The organism is Ruminococcus sp. RTP21484sp1_RTP21281st1_A8_RTP21281_210402, from assembly GCF_040914025.1.
Taxonomy (GTDB): domain Bacteria; phylum Bacillota; class Clostridia; order Lachnospirales; family Lachnospiraceae; genus Blautia_A; species Blautia_A faecis.
The window spans coordinates 53,033-74,648 of the sequence record NZ_JBCPGE010000011.1 but is presented as its reverse complement, the minus strand read 5'-3'; the positions used below and the strand labels follow the sequence as shown (position 1 = coordinate 74,648).

17 protein-coding genes, 1 other RNA gene and 3 pseudogenes are annotated in these 21,616 nt (G+C 42.5%); 6 read left to right on the top strand and 15 right to left on the bottom strand.

Annotated features, from left to right (window positions below; genetic code table 11):
* Positions 1-25: 25 nt before the first annotated feature.
* Complete coding sequence (locus AB5170_RS07330; RefSeq protein WP_368361745.1) at positions 26-4,276, top strand: acyl-CoA dehydratase activase-related protein; 4,251 nt, start codon at positions 26-28, stop codon at positions 4,274-4,276.
* A 176-nt stretch (positions 4,277-4,452) separates the two neighbouring features.
* Here AB5170_RS07330 and AB5170_RS07325 read toward each other — a convergent pair whose 3' ends face one another.
* The 6 genes from AB5170_RS07325 to AB5170_RS07300 form a co-directional block, all read right to left on the bottom strand.
* The gene (locus AB5170_RS07325) at positions 4,453-6,072 is read right to left on the bottom strand and encodes a polysaccharide biosynthesis protein (RefSeq protein ID WP_173717457.1); all 1,620 of its coding nucleotides are present in this window, start codon (positions 6,070-6,072) and stop codon (positions 4,453-4,455) included.
* A 3-nt stretch (positions 6,073-6,075) separates the two neighbouring features.
* Complete coding sequence (gene ung, locus AB5170_RS07320) at positions 6,076-6,762, bottom strand: uracil-DNA glycosylase (protein ID WP_195379442.1); 687 nt, start codon at positions 6,760-6,762, stop codon at positions 6,076-6,078.
* Positions 6,763-6,878: 116 nt separating this feature from the next.
* Positions 6,879-7,637 carry an imidazole glycerol phosphate synthase subunit HisF gene (gene hisF, locus AB5170_RS07315; protein ID WP_173719447.1) on the bottom strand — a complete coding sequence of 253 codons (759 nt, stop codon included), beginning with the start codon at positions 7,635-7,637 and terminating at the stop codon, positions 6,879-6,881.
* Between the two features lie 2 nt (positions 7,638-7,639).
* Positions 7,640-8,257, bottom strand: coding sequence for an imidazole glycerol phosphate synthase subunit HisH (gene hisH, locus AB5170_RS07310; RefSeq protein WP_118584280.1), 618 nt, complete (start codon positions 8,255-8,257; stop codon positions 7,640-7,642).
* Positions 8,258-8,566: 309 nt separating this feature from the next.
* Complete coding sequence (locus tag AB5170_RS07305; RefSeq protein ID WP_118584278.1) at positions 8,567-10,084, bottom strand: cell wall metabolism sensor histidine kinase WalK; 1,518 nt, start codon at positions 10,082-10,084, stop codon at positions 8,567-8,569.
* Positions 10,084-10,761, bottom strand: coding sequence for a response regulator transcription factor (locus AB5170_RS07300; protein ID WP_118584277.1), 678 nt, complete (start codon positions 10,759-10,761; stop codon positions 10,084-10,086). The genes AB5170_RS07305 and AB5170_RS07300 overlap by 1 nt, the downstream gene beginning before the upstream one ends.
* Before the next feature lie 183 nt (positions 10,762-10,944).
* Here AB5170_RS07300 and AB5170_RS07295 point away from each other — a divergent pair.
* Positions 10,945-11,022 (top strand): annotated as a pseudogene (locus tag AB5170_RS07295) (DUF6783 domain-containing protein); the annotation flags it as partial.
* Here AB5170_RS07295 and AB5170_RS07290 read toward each other — a convergent pair.
* Positions 10,987-11,067 (bottom strand): annotated as a pseudogene (locus AB5170_RS07290) (DUF6783 domain-containing protein); the annotation flags it as partial. The pseudogenes AB5170_RS07295 and AB5170_RS07290 sit on opposite strands and share 36 nt — an antisense overlap.
* Before the next feature lie 56 nt (positions 11,068-11,123).
* Here AB5170_RS07290 and AB5170_RS07285 point away from each other — a divergent pair.
* Entirely contained in the window at positions 11,124-11,357 is a 234-nt protein-coding gene (locus AB5170_RS07285; protein WP_118584275.1) for a hypothetical protein, read from the top strand.
* A gap of 141 nt (positions 11,358-11,498) precedes the next feature.
* Here the strand turns inward: AB5170_RS07285 and AB5170_RS07280 are convergent.
* Positions 11,499-11,771: pseudogene (locus tag AB5170_RS07280) on the bottom strand (transposase domain-containing protein); the annotation flags it as partial.
* Positions 11,772-11,897: 126 nt separating this feature from the next.
* Positions 11,898-12,104: a hypothetical protein gene (locus AB5170_RS07275; protein WP_118584274.1), complete on the bottom strand. Its 207-nt coding sequence runs from the start codon at positions 12,102-12,104 to the stop codon at positions 11,898-11,900.
* 159 nt (positions 12,105-12,263) lie between these two features.
* On the opposite strand from AB5170_RS07275, the gene AB5170_RS07270 reads away from it, so the two are divergent.
* Together AB5170_RS07270 and AB5170_RS07265 are read left to right on the top strand one after the other, a co-directional pair.
* The gene (locus AB5170_RS07270) at positions 12,264-12,572 is read left to right on the top strand and encodes a helix-turn-helix domain-containing protein (RefSeq protein WP_148461842.1); all 309 of its coding nucleotides are present in this window, start codon (positions 12,264-12,266) and stop codon (positions 12,570-12,572) included.
* Between the two features lie 390 nt (positions 12,573-12,962).
* The gene (locus AB5170_RS07265; protein ID WP_255610623.1) at positions 12,963-13,094 is read left to right on the top strand and encodes a hypothetical protein; all 132 of its coding nucleotides are present in this window, start codon (positions 12,963-12,965) and stop codon (positions 13,092-13,094) included.
* A gap of 200 nt (positions 13,095-13,294) precedes the next feature.
* On the opposite strand, the gene AB5170_RS07260 is transcribed toward AB5170_RS07265, so the two are convergent.
* Genes AB5170_RS07260 through AB5170_RS07250 form a run of 3 tightly spaced genes read right to left on the bottom strand, consistent with a single transcriptional unit; the run spans position 13,295 to position 18,110 of the window.
* Positions 13,295-13,963, bottom strand: a complete 669-nt coding sequence (locus tag AB5170_RS07260; RefSeq protein ID WP_118700149.1) for a hypothetical protein — start codon at positions 13,961-13,963, stop codon at positions 13,295-13,297.
* A 4-nt stretch (positions 13,964-13,967) separates the two neighbouring features.
* Positions 13,968-16,940, bottom strand: coding sequence for a class I SAM-dependent DNA methyltransferase (locus AB5170_RS07255; protein WP_118700150.1), 2,973 nt, complete (start codon positions 16,938-16,940; stop codon positions 13,968-13,970).
* Positions 16,941-16,967: 27 nt separating this feature from the next.
* Positions 16,968-18,110 (bottom strand): Fic family protein, encoded by a 1,143-nt coding sequence (locus AB5170_RS07250; protein WP_368361744.1) that lies wholly within the window; start codon positions 18,108-18,110, stop codon positions 16,968-16,970.
* Between the two features lie 190 nt (positions 18,111-18,300).
* Here AB5170_RS07250 and AB5170_RS07245 point away from each other — a divergent pair, with 190 nt between their 5' ends.
* Positions 18,301-18,441 carry a hypothetical protein gene (locus AB5170_RS07245; protein ID WP_195983318.1) on the top strand — a complete coding sequence of 47 codons (141 nt, stop codon included), beginning with the start codon at positions 18,301-18,303 and terminating at the stop codon, positions 18,439-18,441.
* Between the two features lie 14 nt (positions 18,442-18,455).
* Here the strand turns inward: AB5170_RS07245 and ssrA are convergent.
* The 3 genes from ssrA to AB5170_RS07230 form a co-directional block, all read right to left on the bottom strand.
* Positions 18,456-18,805, bottom strand: a transfer-messenger RNA (tmRNA) gene (gene ssrA / locus AB5170_RS07240).
* Between the two features lie 725 nt (positions 18,806-19,530).
* Positions 19,531-20,799: an amidohydrolase family protein gene (locus tag AB5170_RS07235; protein ID WP_148461843.1), complete on the bottom strand. Its 1,269-nt coding sequence runs from the start codon at positions 20,797-20,799 to the stop codon at positions 19,531-19,533.
* Between the two features lie 59 nt (positions 20,800-20,858).
* Entirely contained in the window at positions 20,859-21,614 is a 756-nt protein-coding gene (locus AB5170_RS07230) for a MerR family transcriptional regulator (protein WP_148461844.1), read from the bottom strand.
* Positions 21,615-21,616: the final 2 nt, after the last annotated feature.

The following is a 21,616-nucleotide window of genomic DNA, read 5'->3' as shown; positions in this document are numbered from 1 at the left end:
ACAGATGAGGAGGCATATTCTTTACATGAGCAACAAATATACATTAGGAATTGACATTGGTTCCACCACTGTCAAAATTGCAATACTTGATGAAAACGACACCCTACTTTTCGCAGATTACCAGCGTCATTTCGCCAACATCCAGGAAACACTGGCAGAGCTTCTGACGAAAGCTTATGGCAAACTTGGAGAGCTTACCCTTCATCCGGTGATCACAGGCTCCGGCGGACTTACCCTCGCCAACCACCTTGGCGTTCCTTTTGTACAGGAGGTAATTGCGGTATCCACTTCTCTTCAGAAGATTGCGCCCCAGACGGATGTTGCCATCGAGCTTGGCGGTGAGGATGCCAAGATCATCTACTTCGAAGGCGGCAATATTGAACAGCGTATGAATGGTATCTGTGCAGGAGGTACCGGTTCTTTCATCGATCAGATGGCATCCTTGCTTCAGACTGATGCTACCGGACTGAACGAATACGCGAAGAATTACAAAGCGCTTTACCCCATCGCAGCCCGCTGCGGCGTATTTGCCAAGACTGACATCCAGCCTCTGATCAACGATGGTGCCACCAAGGAGGATCTTTCCGCTTCCATTTTCCAGGCAGTTGTAAACCAGACCATTTCCGGTCTTGCCTGCGGCAAGCCGATCCGCGGTCATGTTGCATTTCTCGGCGGTCCCCTTCACTTTCTGGATCAGCTGAAGGCTGCCTTTATCCGTACCCTGAAGCTGGATGACGAGCACGCTATCACACCTGAGAATTCCCATCTTTTCGCAGCTATGGGTTCTGCTATGAATGCGAAGGATGAGGTAACCGTTTCCCTTACAGATATGACAAACCGCCTGAAGAACTCCATCAAACTGGATTTCGAGGTGGAACGTATGGAGCCTCTGTTTGCCACGGAGGAAGACTATGAGGCATTTAACAAGCGTCAGAGTGCCTATCAGGTAAAGAAGGGTGACCTTTCCCAGTATCACGGCAACTGCTATCTGGGTATTGATGCAGGTTCCACCACCACCAAGACTGCTCTTGTAGGTGAGGACGGAACCCTGCTTTACTCCTTCTACAGCAATAATAACGGAAGCCCGCTTAAGACAGCCATCCGTTCTATCCAGGAGATCTACAGCATTCTTCCGGAGGATGCACACATTACATTTTCCTGTTCCACAGGCTACGGCGAGGCTCTGATGAAGGCCGCTCTTCTGCTGGATGAGGGGGAAGTTGAGACCGTTTCCCATTACTATGCAGCAGCTTTCTTCGACCCGGAGGTTGACTGTATCGTCGATATCGGCGGACAGGATATGAAATGCATCAAGATCCGTAATCAGACCGTAGACAGCGTACAGCTGAACGAGGCATGTTCCTCCGGATGCGGTTCCTTTATCGAAACTTTCGCCAAGTCTCTGAACTACTCCGTACAGGACTTTGCTAAGGCCGCTCTTTTTGCGGAGCACCCCATTGACCTTGGAACAAGATGTACCGTATTTATGAACTCCAAGGTAAAGCAGGCCCAGAAGGAAGGTGCATCCGTAGCTGATATTTCCGCAGGTCTTGCATACTCTGTTATCAAGAATGCGCTTTACAAGGTTATCAAGGTTTCCGATGCCAAAGAGCTGGGACGTCATATTGTAGTACAGGGTGGAACCTTCTACAACGACGGTGTTCTTCGAAGCTTTGAGCGCATTGCAGGCTGTGAAGCTATTCGTCCTGACATTGCCGGTATTATGGGCGCTTTCGGTGCTGCCCTCATTGCCAAGGAGCGCTACCATGCAGAAGGCCGTGAGACCACCATGCTTTCCATTGAAAAGATCAACGAGCTGAAATATACCACCTCCATGGCCAACTGCCACGGATGTACCAATAACTGCCGTCTTACCATCAACAAATTCACTGGCGGGCGTCAGTTTGTAAGCGGCAACCGCTGTGAGCGCGGTATTGGTAAGGAGAAGAATAAGGATCATATCCCCAACCTTTACGAATACAAGTACAAACGGCTTTTCTCCTATCCTCCTCTTTCACCGGATAAGGCTACCCGGGGAAAAGTTGGTATTCCGCGAGTTTTAAATATGTTTGAGAATTATCCTTTCTGGTATACCTTCTTTACTGAGCTGAAATATCAGGTAGTGCTTTCTCCTACCTCCACCAGAAAGATTTATGAACTGGGCATTGAATCCATTCCAAGTGAATCCGAGTGCTATCCGGCCAAGCTTGCCCACGGACATGTGACCTGGCTGATCAAAAATGGTGTGAAATTCATTTTCTACCCGTGTATCCCTTACGAGCGAAATGAATTCCCGGATGCAGTCAACCACTACAACTGCCCTATCGTTACCTCTTATGCAGAGAATATTAAGAACAATGTGGACGAGCTTCACGATCCGTCCATTACCTTTATGAATCCGTTCCTGGCCCTGACCTCTGAAGAGATCGTTACAAAGAGACTGACTGAGATTTTCCCGGATATCCCGGAATCTGAGGTGAAGGAAGCCGCTCACAAGGCATGGGAGGAAATGGCTGCCGTACATAAGGACATTGAGAAAAAAGGTGAGGAGACACTTCAGTACCTGAAGGAGACAGGCCGCCGGGGCATCGTTCTGGCTGGTCGTCCTTACCATATTGACCCTGAAATCCATCACGGTATCCCGGATCTGATCAACAGCTATGGTGTGGCAGTCCTCACTGAGGATTCTGTTTCCCATCTGGTACCTGTTGAGCGCCCGATTCGTGTCAATGACCAGTGGATGTACCACTCCAGACTGTATGCAGCAGCAAACTTTGTGAAAACCCGTGATGATCTGGATCTGATCCAGCTGAACTCCTTTGGCTGCGGACTTGACGCGGTCACCACCGATGAGGTTTATGAAATTCTGGATGGCAGCGGCAAGATTTATACTTGCCTGAAAATTGATGAGGTTAACAACCTTGGTGCCGCAAGAATCCGTGTCAGATCCCTTCTTGCAGCCCTCCGTGCAAAGGATGCACAGAAAAGGGAGCGCACCATTAAACCGTCCTCTATTGAAAAGGTTGCGTTTACCAAGGAGATGCGCAAGGATTACACCATCCTCTGCCCGCAGATGTCACCGGTGCACTTCTCCTTACTTGAGGCTGCTTTTAATGCAAACGGTTATCATCTGGAGGTGCTTCCAAATGACAACAAGCACGCCGTAGACGTAGGTCTGAAATATGTAAATAATGATGCCTGCTATCCTTCCCTGATCGTTGTGGGACAGATTATGGACGCTCTTTTATCAGGTAAATACGACCTGAACAAGACTGCCGTTATCATGTCCCAGACAGGCGGCGGATGCCGTGCATCCAACTATATTGCTTTTATCCGCCGTGCCCTTAAGAAAGCGGGAATGGAACAGGTTCCGGTTATCTCCCTTAACCTTAGCGGTCTGGAGAGCAACCCTGGATTTAAGCTTACTCTTCCGCTGGTGAAGGCTGTTGTGTATGCCGCTGTGTTTGGTGATATTCTTATGAAATGTATTTACCGCATGCGCCCATATGAACTGGAGAAGGGCATTGTAAACCGTAAGCACAAGATCTGGGAAAAACGTGTGATTGCATTTCTTACCGGCAGCTCATTAAGCCACAGCCAGTTTAAGAAAATGTGCCGGGAAATGGTTCACGATTTTGATACCATCCCGATCAGTGATGAGAAGAAGCCTCGTGTTGGTATTGTAGGTGAGATCCTGGTTAAATTCCTTCCGGCTGCAAACAATCACCTTGCAGAGCTTCTGGAAGCGGAAGGAGCTGAGCCTGTGGTGCCGGATCTGATCGACTTTATGTCCTACTGCTTCTACAATCAGAATTTCAAGGTCGACAATCTTGGATTTAAGAAATCCAAGGCATTCTTTGGAAATATAGGTATTAAGGCAATCGACTGGGTTCGTAAGACTGCAAATGAGGCACTTGCGGAAAGCCGTCATTTCCATCCAACCGCCGATATTCGCGATCTGGCGAAGATGGCACGCCCCATTGTTTCCGAGGGTAACCAGACTGGTGAGGGATGGTTCCTGACCGGTGAAATGATGGAGCTGATCCATGATGATGTTCCGAATATTGTTTGTATCCAGCCGTTCGGCTGCCTGCCGAACCACATTGTTGGCAAAGGTGTTATCAAAGAAATCCGCCGTCAGTATCCGAAGGCGAATATTGCAGCCATCGACTACGACCCGGGTGCAAGTGAGGTAAACCAGCTGAACCGAATTAAATTAATGCTTTCTACTGCACAGAAGAATTTGAAGACAGAAGAGGCGAAAAATAACAACTAGCCTCGGTTCGTATTCCGAAAAAATACAAAAAGAAAGCCCTCAGAGTTGCCGCTCTGAGGGCTTTCGTGCTACATACATTGAACATATCGCTTCTTTCTTGCCGAATGGCATTATAACCTATGCATATCTAAAAGTCAATATATTATAATTTTAATAGCATATTTAAAAACCATGTTCTAAAACGGCAGTTTCCCTGCAATTTTCTTCAGGTAGGCTCCGCCTGGCATCATGGCAAACTGCTCATCAGATGGCTTGCTTACTGCCAGATATACAATAAAATAGGCAGCCATTCCAAGAACCACTGCGATTCCAAGGCTGATGAAATTGGAATGGATCAGCTTATAAATTCCATAATAGGAAAAGCCTGCCACTACAGCCATAGGCACGGATGCCAGAAGCGGATTCAGGTATGCGCTTCTCCATGGATTTTTGTACTGCATATACTGTTTCATCGCCCGCTCGTTCAGCAGACACATGACTACCGCATAAATAATCATTGCCACTACAATAGCGTATACACCAAGGTCAGTTGCAAACAGCAGGATTGCCATGGCGATCACATCCACCACCAGGGCAATTGCCGCATTGATCATGGGGATATTGGGCTTTCCGATTCCCTGAAGCACACCATTGGAAATATTGGAATTTCCATTGAGAATGATGGTAATGACACCAAGCATCATCAGCTGAGCTGCTGCTCCCTCTGTTCGCGGAAACAAAAGTCTTGTAATCGGGCCGGCAAGAACTGCAAGCCCAACTGCACATGGAATGGAAATAAACATACTGATCCAGGTTGCGCGGTCGATCTTATCTCTGGCACTGTCCATATTCCTCTTGGCATACTGGGCAGAAACCTCCGGAATCATGGATGTGGGTGCTGTACTTGCAAGCGTAAGGGGAATATTGATCAGGGTCATATAATAGCCATATTCCGCGTAGAGACTTGTAATGGTATCATGGTCAATTCCCTTAAAGCCCTGAATGCCGGAATACATATAACTGTTAATAAAGCCGTTTACATTGTAAATAAAAGAGCTGAGGATGATCGGCATTACGATGAGAACGATATTCTTCATAACCTCACCGGTGGCCTCATCACGAGAATGGGTATCCCTTGCCAGTCTCTTTTTGATATTCTTTCGGTTTACCCAATATACAAAAAGCATGAAAAGTAATGCTGATGCAACTCCGGCACCGGTTCCCATAGTAGCTCCGGCAGCCCCCCAGGCATTTCGTACAGATTCTTCCGCACTACTGAATTTATTCAGCATGACAGTCGACATCAGGATTGCAAAAACCGCTACAAAACACTGTTCCACAATCTGTGACAATGAGGTAGGGAGCATGTTTCGATATGCCTGAAAATAACCTCGGAAGGTACCAAGAATTCCTGACAGGAAAATGGTTGGTGCCAGCATTTTCAGTGCAAGTCTGGCTCCGGACATGGATTCCGGCACCAGAATGGACGAACCAAAGAGACAGAAAAGCGCTACTACGCCCCCCATAATGATGACATATAAAAGTGCACAGTGAAATACCTTCTGGGCGTCTCTGTAACGTTTAAAAGCCAGCTTTTCTGCCATAATCTTGGATACTGCCTGCGGAATGCTGAAGGAAGCGATCATCAGCAGGATAAAGTAAACATTCTGGGCATAATTGAAAAGGCCCATACTGTTGTTTCCAAGAGTATTGGAAAGCGGACTTTTATAAAGCATTCCGATGATCTTGGAGATCAATGCCGCGATCATCAGGAATGAAGCATTTTTTACAAGTGTGTTATCGTTCTTTTTCCCCATTTCTTATTGTTCCTTTTTGATATTTTCAATCTGCCAGTCAATGGGGGCAAGCCCGTTTTTCTCCAGAAATTCATTGGTCTGGCTGAAATGCCTGCATCCGAAAAATCCTCTTGACGCAGACAGCGGGCTTGGATGTGCAGCTGTGAGTACCAGCTGCTTCGGATTGTTCAGCATTGCTTTTTTCATCTGGGCAGGTCTTCCCCAGAGAAGATATACGATCGGGCGGTCCTGATCATTCAGGGTCTGGATAACCGCATCGGTAAACTGTTCCCAGCCGATTCCTCTGTGTGAAAACGCCTGGTGGGCGCGGACGGTCAATACTGTGTTCAGAAGAAATACGCCTTGTTTTGCCCATTTTTCCAGGCAGCCGTTGTCAGGAATATAGCAGCCCAGGTCGCTGTGGAGTTCTTTATAAATGTTTACCAGAGACGGGGGAATGTCTATATCTTCTCTTACAGAGAAGCAAAGGCCATTGGCCTGTCCATCGTTATGATAGGGATCCTGACCCAGAATAACTACTTTTACATCGTTTAACGGTGTGTATTCGAAAGCATTAAACATATCCTGGGGCGGTGGGAATACTTTTCTGGTGCGGTATTCTTCCATTATTGTTTTATATAGTTTGGCATAATAGGGCTGATGAAATTCATTCTTCAGCGCGACCTGCCAGTCTCCTGATATCTGGCCCATTTTAATTACCACCTCATCTTGCGTATTTTATCGTAACTAGAGCCTTTTTCAAACACGCTCTAGTGAACTACCTTCGCAGCTGCATCGCAAAATAACACCTGCTGAATAGTTATTTTCTATCGTCTTACCGGAACACCTTTTTCAGCCAGGTAATCCTTCACCTGAGAAATTTCCAGTTCTTTATAGTGGAACAGGGAAGCTGCCAGAACTGCATCGGCACCGCCGTCGGTAAGGCCTTCGTAGAAGTGTTCCAGGGTACCGGCACCACCGGAAGCGATAACCGGGATGGATACGGCATCAGATACTGCGCGGGTTAATGGGATGTCGTAGCCAGCCTTGGTACCATCACAGTCCATGCTGGTAAGGAGGATTTCTCCTGCACCAAGGGCTTCTGCTTGCTTCGCCCACTCAATGGCATCAATGCCTGTATCCAAACGACCGCCATGCTTATAGATGTTCCAGCCGCCGTCAGGACGACGCTTAGCGTCAATGGCAACTACTACACACTGGCTGCCGAATTTATCTGCTGCCTCACGGATTAATTCCGGACGGTCAATGGCTGCGGAGTTTACAGAAATCTTGTCTGCACCTTCGCGGAGCAGCTTCCGGAAATCATCTACAGTACGGATCCCGCCGCCAACTGTAAATGGAATGAATACGTTGGCTGCAACTTTTCGCACCATATCTACTACTGTGTCACGCTGTTCACAGGAGGCTGTAATGTCAAGAAATACCACTTCATCTGCTCCTGCTGCGTCGTATGCTTTCGCAATTTCCACAGGATCTCCTGCATCCTTCAGGTCTACGAAATTAACACCTTTCACTACTCGTCCATTATTTACATCCAGACAGGGAATAATTCGCTTTGTAAACATAATTATGCCTCCTTCCCAAGCTTCGCAAAATTCTCCAGTATTTTCAGACCGTACTTGCTGCTCTTCTCCGGGTGGAACTGGCAGGCAAATATGTTGTCCTTTTCAACGGAGGCATGAATAGTTACGCCATACTGCGCAGTCGCCTTCACGATTTCAGGTTCTTTTGCCTGAAGGTAGTAGGAATGAACAAAGTAGACGTAAGTCTCTTCCGGAATTCCTTTAAACAGGCGGCCATCATTCTGAAGGTGAAGAGAATTCCATCCCATGTGAGGAATTTTAAGTCCAGGAGCCGGGGGAATCTTCACGATCTTACCTTTCAAAATTCCAAGTCCCTCCACTCCCGGAGTTTCGTCACTGGATTCGAAAAGGAGCTGCAGACCCAGACAGATTCCAAGGAATGGAGTTCCTTTCTCTGTAAGCTCCCGGATCACAGGAACAAGTCCGAATTTATTCAGATTATTCATGGCATCTCCAAAGCTTCCAACACCTGGAAGAATTACTTTATCTGCACTCAGTAATACCTGAGGATCTCTGGAAACTACAGTTTCCTCTCCAAGGTAATGAAGGGCTTTTTCCACACTTTTTATATTGCCTGCATCATAGTCAATTATTGCTATCATTCGGGCTCCTCCTGTTGTCTGTTTTTCGTCAATACTGCGTCTATTGTGTGCAGCATTTTCTGCCATCATATAAATGCTTTTAATCAGCAAATACTGCCTTCCCAAAGCACAATATTGCTGAACATACACTTTCATATTCTTACAGTATAACGCAAAAACAGGCGGTTGCAAAGAGCTAATTCCATGCTGCCGCCTGTTTTGTTAGTTTGTATTGTCTTTCCAGATTAACACTGTTTTTTTTATGAAAAATTACAATTATCTTCTCTTTCAAGCACCAGATTTCCAGCCTGAAGATTGACTATTTTTACTTTATTTCCGATCCAGGGTAAACCAGAATTCCACCCCGTTATCAAAGTTCTGAACACCGTACTGCTGATTCATACCTTCCATAATAGCCTTTACAATAGAAAGTCCGATTCCGCTTCCGCCATACTCTCTGGTGCGGGCTTTGTCTACCTTGTAGAACTTGTTCCACAGATTCGGGAGATCGGCTTCCGGGATTGGGGTTCCGGTATTAAATACCGTTACTTTCACTCTGTTTTCCTGTTTCTGGACTTTGATCTCCACAATTTTTTCTCCATCCAGATGATGCAAGGCATTGCTTACATAATTCGTCACAACTTCTTCTGTCTTAAACTCATCTGCCCAGACATAAAGAGGCTCTGTCTCATTAAAAATCACCCGGGCTTCTTTCTGCCTGATCATGATATCCATGGTGGAAAGAACGCCTTTGATCAATGCAGTCAGGTCAAAACGCTCCATAACAGCTGCGTCTTTTCCGGATTCCAGCTGATTCAGCGTAAGAAGATTCTTTACCAGCTTATTCATCTTGGCAGCTTCATCAATAATGACGTCACAGTAAAAATCCATGCTTTCCGGATCATCATTAATGTTCTCCTTCAGACCTTCTGCATACCCCTGCACAAGAGCAATGGGTGTCTTCAGCTCATGGGAAACATTATCCAGAAACTCTTTTCGCATTTCATCGATTTTCACCTTATTCTCAATATCCTTCTGCAGCTCATTGTTTGCAGATTTCAGCTCGGAAATAGTATGCTCCAGCTGACTGGACATCTTGTTAAAATTATCTCCCAGCACATCAATTTCATTGCCGGCCTTGCTTTTATATCTGGCTTCAAAATCAAGATCTGTCATCTTACGGGAAAGCTCCGTCAGCTCGGAAATAGGTCTGGTCAGCTTTCTGGTTACTGCCATAATACACATTCCACTTATAACAATAATGACAATTCCTACAAAGAAATAAAACTTATTGGAAATATTTGCGCTTTCCTGGATACTTTCCAGAGGGCTTCGGATCAGGAAATAATTGCCATTGTCAAATTTCCCCCAGCACTCTACATAATCCATGCCCACGAAACGGTCATATACCTGCTGAACCACACAGTTATCCGTCTGTTTCAGAATTGTGCCTTTTCCGTTATCCATGTCAAGATCACTGGCATAACCAAAAAACAGCTTGCTTCTCAGCTGATCTTCATTCTCCGGCCAGCACAGATATTTCGTATTATCCTCATTGACAACCACCCAGGTCAGATTATTCCTGGAGCTTTCCTGAATGATCTCAGAAGACAATTCTTCCTGCTCGCTTTCCACATCGTCCTCTGTCATAGAATCCGTGTTGATCTGACTCAGCACTTCCCTTGCTTCCAGAAGAGTTTCCGTCTTTTTTGACACATAATATTTTTCCAGAAATGCTCCGTTGATCATGGAAATCGTGAGAATGGAAAGGAATAAAAGACCTATAAATGTAAACGTGATCTGGTGCTTTATGGAGCGGATTTTCTTTGGCTTCTTTGATTTCTTCATCACTCTACCTCAAACTTGTAACCCATTCCCCATACGGTCTTGATGTACTCACCTTTATCCCCCATTTTACTTCTTAATTTCTTCACATGTGTGTCAATGGTTCTGGCATCTCCGAAATAATCATAATTCCAAACAGAATTAAGGATTTTTTCCCTGGAAAGAGCAATTCCCTGATTTTCCAAAAAGTAAGTAAGAAGCTCAAATTCCTTAAAGCTAAGATCCATAGGCTTGTCATCGACTGTTGCAAGATGGGCAGCCTTATCGATCACAATTCCCCCTGCGCTGAGCACATCTTCCGCTCCGGTCTGTCCGGTACGGCGAAGGATAGCTTCTACTCTGGCTACCAAGATCTTCGGGCTGAATGGCTTGGAAATATACTCATCCACACCCAGGTCAAAACCAAGAAGCTCATCACGCTCATCTCCTCTTGCTGTCAGCATGATGATCGGTACTTTAGAATTCTTGCGCACCTCACGGCATACTTCCCAGCCGTCCATCTTTGGCATCATTACATCCAGGATGATCAGGGCAATATCTTTTTCCTTATAAAAGATATCCATGGCTTCCTCGCCATCTCCTGCTTCCAGCACCTGAAAATTCTTCTTTGTTAAAAAGTCTTTTACAAGCTTTCTCATTCGGCTTTCATCATCCACTACAAGGATTTTTAATGTATCCATATCTTGTCCTCCCTTTTTGGTCAACCTCATTTATCGCATGGTTTTTATACCTTTTTGTACGATTTACCTGTATCTTAACACAGGGGTATGATGATTTTGTGAACGCCAGCACATTTTCTTACAGATGACTTTTTTTCTGTTTTGTGCTATGCTAGAGCGTGTTTAAAAAAGGCTTTCTGCAAGATGTGCGTCACAATTTGTGGGAGATTTCGCTCGGATGAGGGCGCCGTAGCGGGCTACGGCAACCGAATTCGGGTGAAATCTCCCGCAAAGTGGGGCGTGCAGGTTGCGGGAATGATTTTTCAAACACGCTCTAAGTACAGTGTAAAATATAAATCAATTTTTGAAAAGAGGGAATTCACATGCGTCAGGAAAGTTTTAAAATGGAGCGTCCGGGACTGGTGAAACCGGGAGATAAGATTCAGATCACGGAATATCAGTCCTACATGAACTACAGCTATATCATTGAGCCTGCTGTAGCCATGTCCGGCTGCTATCCGAACTCACAGAGAATCAAGGCAAAGGAAGGAACCATTGTCAGTGTGGAAAAGGCACCGCTTAGTGGGTATGTGGTGATTGCGGAATTTGAGGAATAGCTACATTTAGTCAGGGACTCCCCAAAGGGGGCCCTGACTGATTTTCACTTTTTCTGAAATTTCTCAATCACACACTCCACACTCATGCGTCTTTGTTTACATCATATTTATTTAAATATTCTCTGTAAGAAAAATCCTCGACTACTTTTCAGTAGCCGGAGCACCTTGACAATTCACATATGATTGATTTGATTCGTTTGCACGACGTTCGATCTCAGCTTTGACAGTTTCGTTCCATGGCGCCAGAAGTTCTAATTCATCATCACTCATCCAATCATCAGGCAGTTTTTCCAGCAGATAGGTAAGATAATGATAGACGTTTACTCCATTGGCTTTTGCCATTTCTACCATTGTGTACACAATAGCGCTGGCCTGGGCTCCGCTTGGTGTGTCACAGAACAGCCAGTTTTTACGGTTATGTGCTTAAGAACATAACCGTAATTATGTGCCGAACTTAGTTATGTGCTCTTAACATATTTCAAGAAAAATGTCATAGTTAAAAGAAACTGTCGAAGAGCTGCATAAACAGTATTCACAGACTCAAGACACATGCTCACCTGTTGAAGAAGGTACTGATAATTCCAAATCGACCGAAGACACTGATAACCAAAAATAACCGTCATTACGATCGTTGTCACCTCCTTTCTCTCTTGGTTCGTTGTCAGTTGCAAACATCATTGACTTGTCTGCCATCTGCTGATTTGTATAACCAAATCTGGCTTGTTCCGCTTCTAAATTTCTAAACATCTCATTTCCTCCTTTCGCTTATTTGCGTTTTGCAAACTGAAATTATACTATAATTTCTATTTGCAAATTTATCAATACTTTTCTTTTCATTTTGCAAACTTTTCTGTTGACAGTTTTTTCAATATGCAACTATAATCGAATTATCAGGAGGTACCAATTATGGGTGACAATTTTAATGACAATTTAAAAGAAGCTCGCTTAAGATCTGGATTATCCCAGAAAGAAGTGGCAGAAAATATTGGCGTAGCAAAATCTACATATTCATTATATGAGAGTGGAAATAGAGAACCAAACGTAAATACAATAAAGAAAATTGCTGATTGCTTAAATGTTTCTGCTGATACTCTCCTCGGACTTAATGACGAACTTACCACTCTTGCCGCTCATTTTGATGGCAAAGAATACACCGAAGACGAATTGAATGAAATTCGCCAGTTTGCTGAATTTGTGAAAAACAAAAGGAAATAATCGGCATATCTGCCAGAATGTACATTGACAATATAATATATTTACCCAGGGAACTGTTGGGGTGTTATGTCAGCCGCCGGACACTTTTGTGAAAGGAGGCTGGTGCTGATGGTTACATACAGTGATTTATTTACTTTTGTAATTATGCTTTGTGCAGTCATAACTCTTGTTATTACTTTTTCGCATAAAAAATAGCGCCCCTGCTCTGGTAAAGTAAGGCGCTATTTTTAGCTGATGCTTTATCCGGCGGTCAGGTGTGCACTGACCAACGGTTCTCTTGTTAAATATATTATATGTCACTCCGAAATATTTGTCAATTTTCTTTTTGTGGAAGCAACTGTACAGATTTTTGTACACGTATTGAGATATACTAAAGCGGGAGGTGTTTACATGAGCACATATGAGGAATTACAAGACCAGACCTGCGCGGACGGTATAGACGTAATGGACTATAAATTTAATAGTCCAAACATAAAAGGCTTATATTGTAACAGCACTGTAACAATCAATAAGTCCATTTGAAGGAATGGTTATACCATTCCGTTTTCATGATCTCCGACACCCGTATGTCAAGCCCAAGACAAAAAATATAATTCTGAAAAGCAGAAATCCAAGCTACCAACATAGATTTGATAGCTTGAAATCGCTACTTTTTACTCACTATCTATACGAGTAGAACATAATAGGCAGAAACATTATTCTTCAAACAAAACACATATATTTTAATGAGAAAAATCAAAAAACAAATGATGTATGGTTATTTCCTGATTATCAAGATTCCGCATATGCTGTGAAGAGTACTGCGGTTCCATATAGCGTAACTCGCGGGACAAATTGCTTACTGGCGTAACTTTTGCAATTTCAGAAACAAGTTCGTTTACAATTTCTGGAATCTTGCCACTTAACACATACCCAATAATTGAAGATTCTGATGACTGTGAACCATACCGTCCTGAGATATAATTTTTAACTCCTGTCTCAACATATCTTTTGATTTTATCTTTCTTATGATTATATAGATTCTTGCATTCTGCGCCAAAATAACTGTTTGAAGTATCCCAATCACGAAAACAAAAATCAATGGTGGGCTTATATCCACGCTTCTTTTTTAATGTAGGATCTTGATATTGATGTACTGGGCCAATGCTGTTTATTCGTAGAATAGTAGCTCTATTTTCACTGGTCCATCGTAGCGATATTTTCCCATACCATTCCTGTGTAATATCATCTTCTTCAGTGTTTTCAGTGATGGTAATGCTTGTATCGGCAATCATGTCATGATACCCCTGCCATAGAGTCAATAATATTTCGTTGATACCAGCAGGACCAAGTCGCTTTGCCAAATCGTCCGGCACAGCTGAAGATGCTGTTATATTTCTTATACTGCTCATAAAATCACCTCCATGCTTTGGAAATATCTTCGAATATTTCATCTGCATCTCTGCAGGCAGCAGAATATGTCCAATATTTGCGTTGCGCTGGTTTAACAATGAAAATCTTTTCTCTCTGATAAATACGGAGGTTTCTTCTCACGAAAACCATTTGTTGATTATCGACCAATGAACGGTCCAAGTTTAGGAGTATTTCATTAAGCTGATCATTGTTGGTTATAACATTTAGATCCTTTGTGGTGGAATGCTCAACATTTAACACAAGAACAGATAGTGGAGCATTGCCAAAATATAGGTCGCCAGAAAAGCCCATGCCAGTTCCAAATGTCCTAGTCAGTATCCCTTTTAGAGAAGCGTAATATAGTTTGTAGTTATCAATGCTCGGTCTGAAAAAAGATACTGAACGATTTTTATTTTTAAAATAGTCGTAAACATAGTCAATAACATCATCTATTTGGTAGCACTCATATTCCTTTAAACGATACATATTTCGTGCAAACTGTTCCAACAGGTAATTCTCTTTTGGTGAGTTTACTAATTTATCAAAGATGTTACAAGCTTCTGTGAGTTCAGCATCGTTGGGTTTGGGGATTGGCGTCTGCCAAATGTCCCCGGCCTCTAACTCGTCCCGTTCTACTAGCCACTTTCTATTTGTAAGTATATGATAATACGAAAATACTCTTGAACCTATTATCACGCTCAAGTACTTAAGCTGTTCAATTTCACCGTGAATTCCCAAAAGGCTATGGTTAAACACAGCATCATAATCCAACACTTCTGAAAGAAATGTTCCATTTTTATGGCTCTGTTTAATTATCAAATGTGGAGCAGCAAAAATCTCTCTAGCATTTTTGACAACGCACTCAAAGTCATGGAAATCAACTATCGGAAGTTCGTCGGATGAAACATAATATGGTTTAAAGGATTTTGCTTCTATCAATGGAAGACCTGTGAAGTCATAACATTGATGTTTCCGATTTCCTCTTTTGAACCCTTCAGCAGTTGTCATGTGATTTTCTTCAATAAATGATGCCATAGGTGCAAAAGTACTTTGCATTTTTCCTATTAATTCAAGATCTCTAGGTGCTCCCCACATTGCAATTTTCCAGATTCTATCGTCATCAATAATGTCATGCGGAATTCTACATATATCGGTAGGATCAATAGAAAACTTCCTGGTATCTTCAATTGTATAAATTGGCTTTGGTGTACAATAAATTATTGGTTGCTTGAGCTCTTCCCTTTTGGGAGTATAGATAATGGCAGCAGCGGGTCCACTAGCGTGATCAAATAAAAATTTTCTATATACTGATAAATTTATAATCGCTAGAACATTGTTATCCGAAAAAAGATTTGCTCTATACATCCTACTTTTATCAGACCTATTAAAAAGCAATCCCTTACTAGGCATAAGGAGACAGATAATTCCGTTTTGTTTGCACAACTCTGAACACTTGATAGAAAATGCCTGTGCAATTTGCTTATCACCTATAACACGATTTACTTTCTTCAAGTACTCTTTCGTTTTTTCGGTAATGTTACTCTGCCAAGGTGGATTACCAACAATGACATCATATCTTTCTTTATTAAAAGACTTATCCTCATCGAAAAAATCACTTGAAATCAAGTTCTTACCTAATAGAGAAGGAAATGAAAGCTTATCCCAGATGCTTCGTGGGTCTAGGAAGTCACACATTGCTAAACTAAGGCTAAACGAGGCGACTCGAATTGCCTCTTCATTAATATCTACACCAAAAATACTATTTTTCAAGAGAAGATTTAGTCGATCACAGGTGATTGCTTGAACAGCGTTTTGTGACATCCATCTACAAACCAGTCTTCTATATGCTTCAACTAAAAAAATGCCCGAACCGCATGATGGATCAAAAAATGATATATCTTTATATTCGCCTTCCCAAGGATACACTTCATCCATGACCAAGTTGACAAGATGGAGAGGTGTATAATATGTTCCTTTCTCATCCTCTTCGTCTGACAAATGAAAAAATAACTCGTAGATACTACTGATTAACTGAATGGGGATAATGTCAAAACTATAAAGCGGCCATAAGGTAAGTTGTCTGCTCTCCAATTCGCTGTTACCTAAAATAAATGTGCGAAGCTCATCCAAATCATCTTGAGTAATGATCTCTGTTTCAATTTCTGAGACTTGCAGCGTATCACCATTAAATTTGTCTTTAAGTGTTAAAAATAAGTTATAAGTTGCTTCTTTACTGTTCAGCACATCAGTATACCATTTCGCTGACTCCATAAAATTGCAATAAAAATCTTGTGGAAATACGGTTTCTCCGTTTGAATCTTTTCGTTCTTCCAGATATTTAATAAAAATCGACCGGCTGAGCAAAGCGTGAACTACACCCGTAATTATTTCTTTGCTCTTATCGCATCTTTTACTGATTTGATTGATCAATGTTCTGCGCATTATTCTCAAATTTGATATTAGTGTGGCATCAACTCGATTTTGAGCATTAAACCTCGTCATGCTTTGACGCCAGTATTCGCCACTTTCAAGCAAGGAACGATGATACTTCTTTAAGGCAAGTTGCTGTGAAACCAATCCATCTGTTAAACTTAACGTTTCAATTATCCCTGCAGTAGGATCAAGATTTCCATTCTCAATGACTTGCGGTGTTTCATAGTTGTTATAAATCAAAATTTCATCTGGAGTCACCACGAATAACAACGGAGCCTCTCCGAGATTCCAAGAAAGACGATGTAACTCTGCGACTTGTTTCGCATCATATTTTTGAATAACGGAAAAATAGATAAGCGGAACTTTAGCAATTCCGTTTACATCGCGAAGAAAATATACAGCGTCAATTCCTATCTTTTCATGAACTTGTGTATAAAATAGTCTTTGAAAGGAAGTCATGCTCTGCAAATTGTCTTCTGTAGCCAAACCAGTACCGCTATTTATATCAAGGCATTCGAATATGCCATTTAGTAATTCACTCATATTTCTGCCTCCACATTATTTTTCCAACTAGTTACATGTTACTTGATTGATACTTGGTAAAGTAAATATAAAATCAAGACAAGTATATTCCCATATTCGATTTCTCGTGCTATTGTTTCTTTGCATAATTATATTATATTTTTTCAATGTAGCAAATGCCTTAGAAACTGAATTATATGATAAGTTTAAATGCTCTGCTGTAATAGGAATACTGGTAACAGGAGATACTTTAAGGTATTCATACACACTCCAAACACTTTTTGTTTTCGGTACTTTGGCTCTTAACTTTTCCTCATCTAGTTTAATTGTTTCTTCGTATTTTTTGAGCAGATCTACACTAGTTTGAGTTGCTTCATTGATAATCCGTATGAAATACTTGATCCAACGCACGTAACCGCCGCTGTATTGCGTTGAACTGAGTATATCAAAATACTCGTTTTTATTAAAGAATAGGTGCTCAGATAGACACAGCCCAGATAACGCTTTGCCTGCAATTTTTTTCAGTACCATGAATATTAGAATACGTCCAACAATTCCATTATATTTCTCAAATGGATGTATCATTTCAAATTGATAGTGTACTAACGCAGCTTGAATCAAAGGATCATCCTCACTGTCATAGAGGTAAGCAGAAATATCGGCCAATGATGGCAAAACATCTTCTGGAGCTGTTGGGTTATAGGTTTTTAAGTTTGATATTGCGCGTTGTAAAAATGTTTGGGTGTTGCGTATACTTATTTGTTGTTCTGCTTTATCACCATATAAAGCGAGGCTACATATTTTGCTATATTCCTGAGCTGCAAACTGCATATCTACGGCTGATTTATAAGCTGACATTAAATTTTTTATAGACTCTATATTACCCTTTCCAGCCTCTCTTTTAACTAATATATTTCTAAAATCTAATGCACCATAATAATCTATCATTTTGGAATAAGTGCATTCCTTTAAGAGCATCAATTCACAAAATGAGTTTTTATTTGGTGCATACTGAAGCAACCCTTCTAATAATCCAAGAGTGTGATATGTCTCAATCAAAAGCGCCATCAGTTCATCATCTATTTTGAAAAATGTATTACCTTTCAATGGACGCGGTGTGAAAGTATAGTATATAAAATTCAACTTTCCATTTTTTCTTTGTTCGGTGTAATCTCCTGTATATGGATGCATTTTTATCCCTCAGTATCTATTTTATTTATTTCAATTATAGCAGATAACTAAAAACAATAAAAGTGACATCACAGTATTAATTTCAATAATGCGCTAAAAAAATGAAATAAAATAACTAATTTAACTTTCATGACTTAGGCATTACTCTGCTTCGATCATGCACGCGATTGGTATTCTGGATCAGTACATTATGGCAAGAGGTGGATGGAAAACAGATACCGTTCTAAAGGCTGTATACAGAAATGTGATCAACGATGAGCAAAAGAAATTTACAGATAAAATTAATTCGCATTTCACAACTATGCAACACGAAAAAGAAAAAACGCCGTAAATACGGCGTTTTCACTATGGACCTGGCGGGAATTGAACCCGCGTCCGAAAGTCTATCCCTTGCGGCATCTCCCATCACAGTCGCTGTATTAACATTCCCTCCACAGCACGCCCACCGACAGGCTTACTGCTTCAGTAGCTTCATGATACATCTACCGGGGCAAAGCTTACCCGGCAAGGTTTCTCACAAGGTCGACACCAGACTCCTGAAGTGTGAGTGCAACAGGACTGACGGGCAGCACTTAGGCTGCCATTACTAACTGATCGTCAGCGTTTATATTTAGAATTTCCCGTTATTACGCAGTTCGGGAGACTGCGGATGGCTTCCACAACTTCAAAACCCCCGTCGAAACCAGTACAAGCCCTAATCGTATATAATAGGTATTGCTGGTGCGCAGACGAAGTTTGTGTAATTGTGCTTTCGCTGAGATATTATTATATGCATTTTTTGCAAAGTTGTCAAGATGGTGTTTTGCTATTTAGTGTGTTGGTCGTTATTCCGGACGCGATTTCACAATGTATATTCACCGCCGCGCGTCGCAACGTTCCGGCAAGCTAATGACTAACTACGACTAAGACGCTCAGGAAAGCCTTCGCGCCTAAGTCTCCGTAAGTCATGGATCTCGCCTCCACTAAAACCGCTCCTAAAATGCGCGGCTTGCGAATATACATTGCAAAATCGCTGGTTACTGGAAAGGGAAGAAAGAAACAGTAACGACAACAACGGGGGTGGGGTGAAGTAGTTGGTATCCCGCAACTATATTGTTTTTTCTAATCTATCGTTGTCAAGAAAGTGTAGGGAAACCAATCACTCCCCCTCCCCCTTCGTTAAAAGTTCTTACTAACCAGCAAGTCCCAGCCAGTACACAGCATTTGGGCAATGTGTATTACTCCAGCGAGCCATTTCAGGCGCGTTCTTAGCGTAAGCGAAATCCAGCGCTTACGAAGACTTATGCGTGAGGGCTCTCCCGAACGCATTAGTCGCAGTTAGCGATTAGTTCGCTGGAGCGTTGCGCCGGCGAGTGAGTAATACACATTGTCCAAATGCGTCCCTACTGAAGAACTTTTCAACACATTAAATAGCAAATTTCTAAAATTCCTGCTCCAACAGCTCCCCATCAATATATCTGGCCTTAATATTCCGGTCATCTCCGATGTAGCAGAAACGCTCCAGTTTCTCCTCTGCAGTCATTTTTGTCCATGGATCTTCCATATTATCAATCACAAGGGCATTAAATGCATACCCTTTTTCGAAAGAACCAACCTTACCGAATACACTTCCAGACTCTTTGGTTGCATGGTAGAATGCCTGTGTAATAGTAATGGTCTTACTCTCCTGTGGCTCGTAGAATTCTTTCAGCTTGGATAACTGTACGGCTCTTGCAACCTGGCGGTAGATGCCGATTCCATGGCCACCGGCAATGTCAGTTCCCATGGCAATTTTCAGTCCCTCAGCCTCCATATGCTGCAGCGGCATAATTCCTGCAATAATATTCACAGTGGCATCCGGGCAGTGAACAGAAAAGCTTCCATGTTTTTTCAGAATCCGCTTATCTTCCTCAGTTGGGAAAATAACATGGGCGAAAATAGACGGACCGTGATCCATCAGACCTGCGCGCTCATAAATTTCTGCGTCAGAACTATAGCCCGGAAACAGATTCAGAGCTTCCTGTGCCTCCCACAGAGACTCTACCAGATGAGTGTGCACACCACAATGATATTTTGCTGCCAGCTTGCCAAGACCATCGATCAGCGGCTTGCTGCAGGTCGGGGCAAAACGGGGAGCCAGAATGGTTTTCACCTTTTTGCTGCCCTCATGTTCTGCCAGATACTTCTCTGTTTCCTTCAGGGAATCCTCTGTGGTCTCGGTGAGAAATTCCGGAGAATTGCAGTCCATGTTCACCTTTCCCACATAACCATACATGCCTTTCTCTTCCATTTTATCAAAGAGATAGTTTGTGGCCTCACGGTGAATGGTTGCAAAAACATTGGCATGGAAGGTACCATGGCGGAGCATATCATCTACAAATGCATCGTAGCAGTTTTTTGCATACTCCATATTCTGGAAACGGGATTCCTGCGGAAATGTATAATGATTCAGCCAGTCGGAAAGCAGACAGTCCATACCGATTCCGCGCTGTACATACTGTGCTCCGTGTACATGAAGATCAGAAAAAGCCGGAATGATCAGCTTATCATCGTAATCTATAACCTCTGCGCCCTGATACTGCTCCGGAATCTTTTCACAGATCTGTGAAACCACTCCATCTTCTACAATTATATAACTGTTTTCGTGAATCTCTAACCTGTCTGCTGACGGTGTAAACAAAATATCTCCGTGGTAAATCTTTACTGCCATTTTTTGTCCCTCACATTCTTAATCATTGCATTTTTTCTCTTTCTCGCATCGCTTTTCCTCTATTTTGTATCTGCAATCCTGACCTCGATCCTGGTAGAATAATTATCATTATCCTGTTCCACAAACTGGTCGATGATATTCAGCGCCAGAATGGTATCCTCCAGATTCAGATTCCGTCCCCATTCCTTTATCCTTTTAAAGCTGTCCTGAATCTCTTCATATGCCCCTTTGTGATACCCCACAACATAGGTTCCTGCAGGAATCGTGCGTATCTCCGCATTTTCCTCTGGAACGGCATCTGTAAGAAGCGCTCCAAATTCCTTGCTATTTTCCCCATAAAATACAATGGTTGGATAAAAGTAGAAGGATTCGCCTGCATAAAGCTCCTCTTCTGCTCCGATGGGAATATATTTTCGCTCTGGATATTTCACCACCTGGATATTTTCGTAATCAATTCCTGCTTTCGAATCTTCAATAAACTGTATTTTTCGCAAAATCGCATGGTCGATCCGCATCATCTCTTCCCACTGGGCATGAATGGCTGCGGAACGCTCCTTCAGTCTTTTAAGCGCCTCATCAGGACTTTTTGTGTCCTGAAAATCCCGGACTGCCTCAATGGAATAACCCAGTTTTCGCATATAGCGGATGGATGCAAGCTTATAAGTCTGATCAAAACGATATTTCCGATATCCGTTTTTCGGGTCTCTGTAGCTGGGCTTCAGAATTCCGATTTTGTCATAATAATGCAGGGTCTGCACGTTCAATCCGAATAAGGTCGCCAGCTCATTTACATTCAGATACTCTTTATTTGCCATAG

Coding starts and splice junctions, on each gene's coding strand:
- AB5170_RS07330 (WP_368361745.1), top strand. CDS start 26: ATGAGCAACAAATATACATTAGGAATTGACATTGGTTCCACCACTGTC.
- AB5170_RS07325 (WP_173717457.1), bottom strand. CDS start 6,072: ATGGGGAAAAAGAACGATAACACACTTGTAAAAAATGCTTCATTCCTG.
- ung (WP_195379442.1), bottom strand. CDS start 6,762: ATGGGCCAGATATCAGGAGACTGGCAGGTCGCGCTGAAGAATGAATTT.
- hisF (WP_173719447.1), bottom strand. CDS start 7,637: ATGTTTACAAAGCGAATTATTCCCTGTCTGGATGTAAATAATGGACGA.
- hisH (WP_118584280.1), bottom strand. CDS start 8,257: ATGATAGCAATAATTGACTATGATGCAGGCAATATAAAAAGTGTGGAA.
- AB5170_RS07305 (WP_118584278.1), bottom strand. CDS start 10,084: ATGAAGAAATCAAAGAAGCCAAAGAAAATCCGCTCCATAAAGCACCAG.
- AB5170_RS07300 (WP_118584277.1), bottom strand. CDS start 10,761: ATGGATACATTAAAAATCCTTGTAGTGGATGATGAAAGCCGAATGAGA.
- AB5170_RS07285 (WP_118584275.1), top strand. CDS start 11,124: ATGCGTCAGGAAAGTTTTAAAATGGAGCGTCCGGGACTGGTGAAACCG.
- AB5170_RS07275 (WP_118584274.1), bottom strand. CDS start 12,104: ATGTTTAGAAATTTAGAAGCGGAACAAGCCAGATTTGGTTATACAAAT.
- AB5170_RS07270 (WP_148461842.1), top strand. CDS start 12,264: ATGGGTGACAATTTTAATGACAATTTAAAAGAAGCTCGCTTAAGATCT.
- AB5170_RS07265 (WP_255610623.1), top strand. CDS start 12,963: ATGAGCACATATGAGGAATTACAAGACCAGACCTGCGCGGACGGTATA.
- AB5170_RS07260 (WP_118700149.1), bottom strand. CDS start 13,963: ATGAGCAGTATAAGAAATATAACAGCATCTTCAGCTGTGCCGGACGAT.
- AB5170_RS07255 (WP_118700150.1), bottom strand. CDS start 16,940: ATGAGTGAATTACTAAATGGCATATTCGAATGCCTTGATATAAATAGC.
- AB5170_RS07250 (WP_368361744.1), bottom strand. CDS start 18,110: ATGCATCCATATACAGGAGATTACACCGAACAAAGAAAAAATGGAAAG.
- AB5170_RS07245 (WP_195983318.1), top strand. CDS start 18,301: ATGGCAAGAGGTGGATGGAAAACAGATACCGTTCTAAAGGCTGTATAC.
- AB5170_RS07235 (WP_148461843.1), bottom strand. CDS start 20,799: ATGGCAGTAAAGATTTACCACGGAGATATTTTGTTTACACCGTCAGCA.
- AB5170_RS07230 (WP_148461844.1), bottom strand. CDS start 21,614: ATGGCAAATAAAGAGTATCTGAATGTAAATGAGCTGGCGACCTTATTC.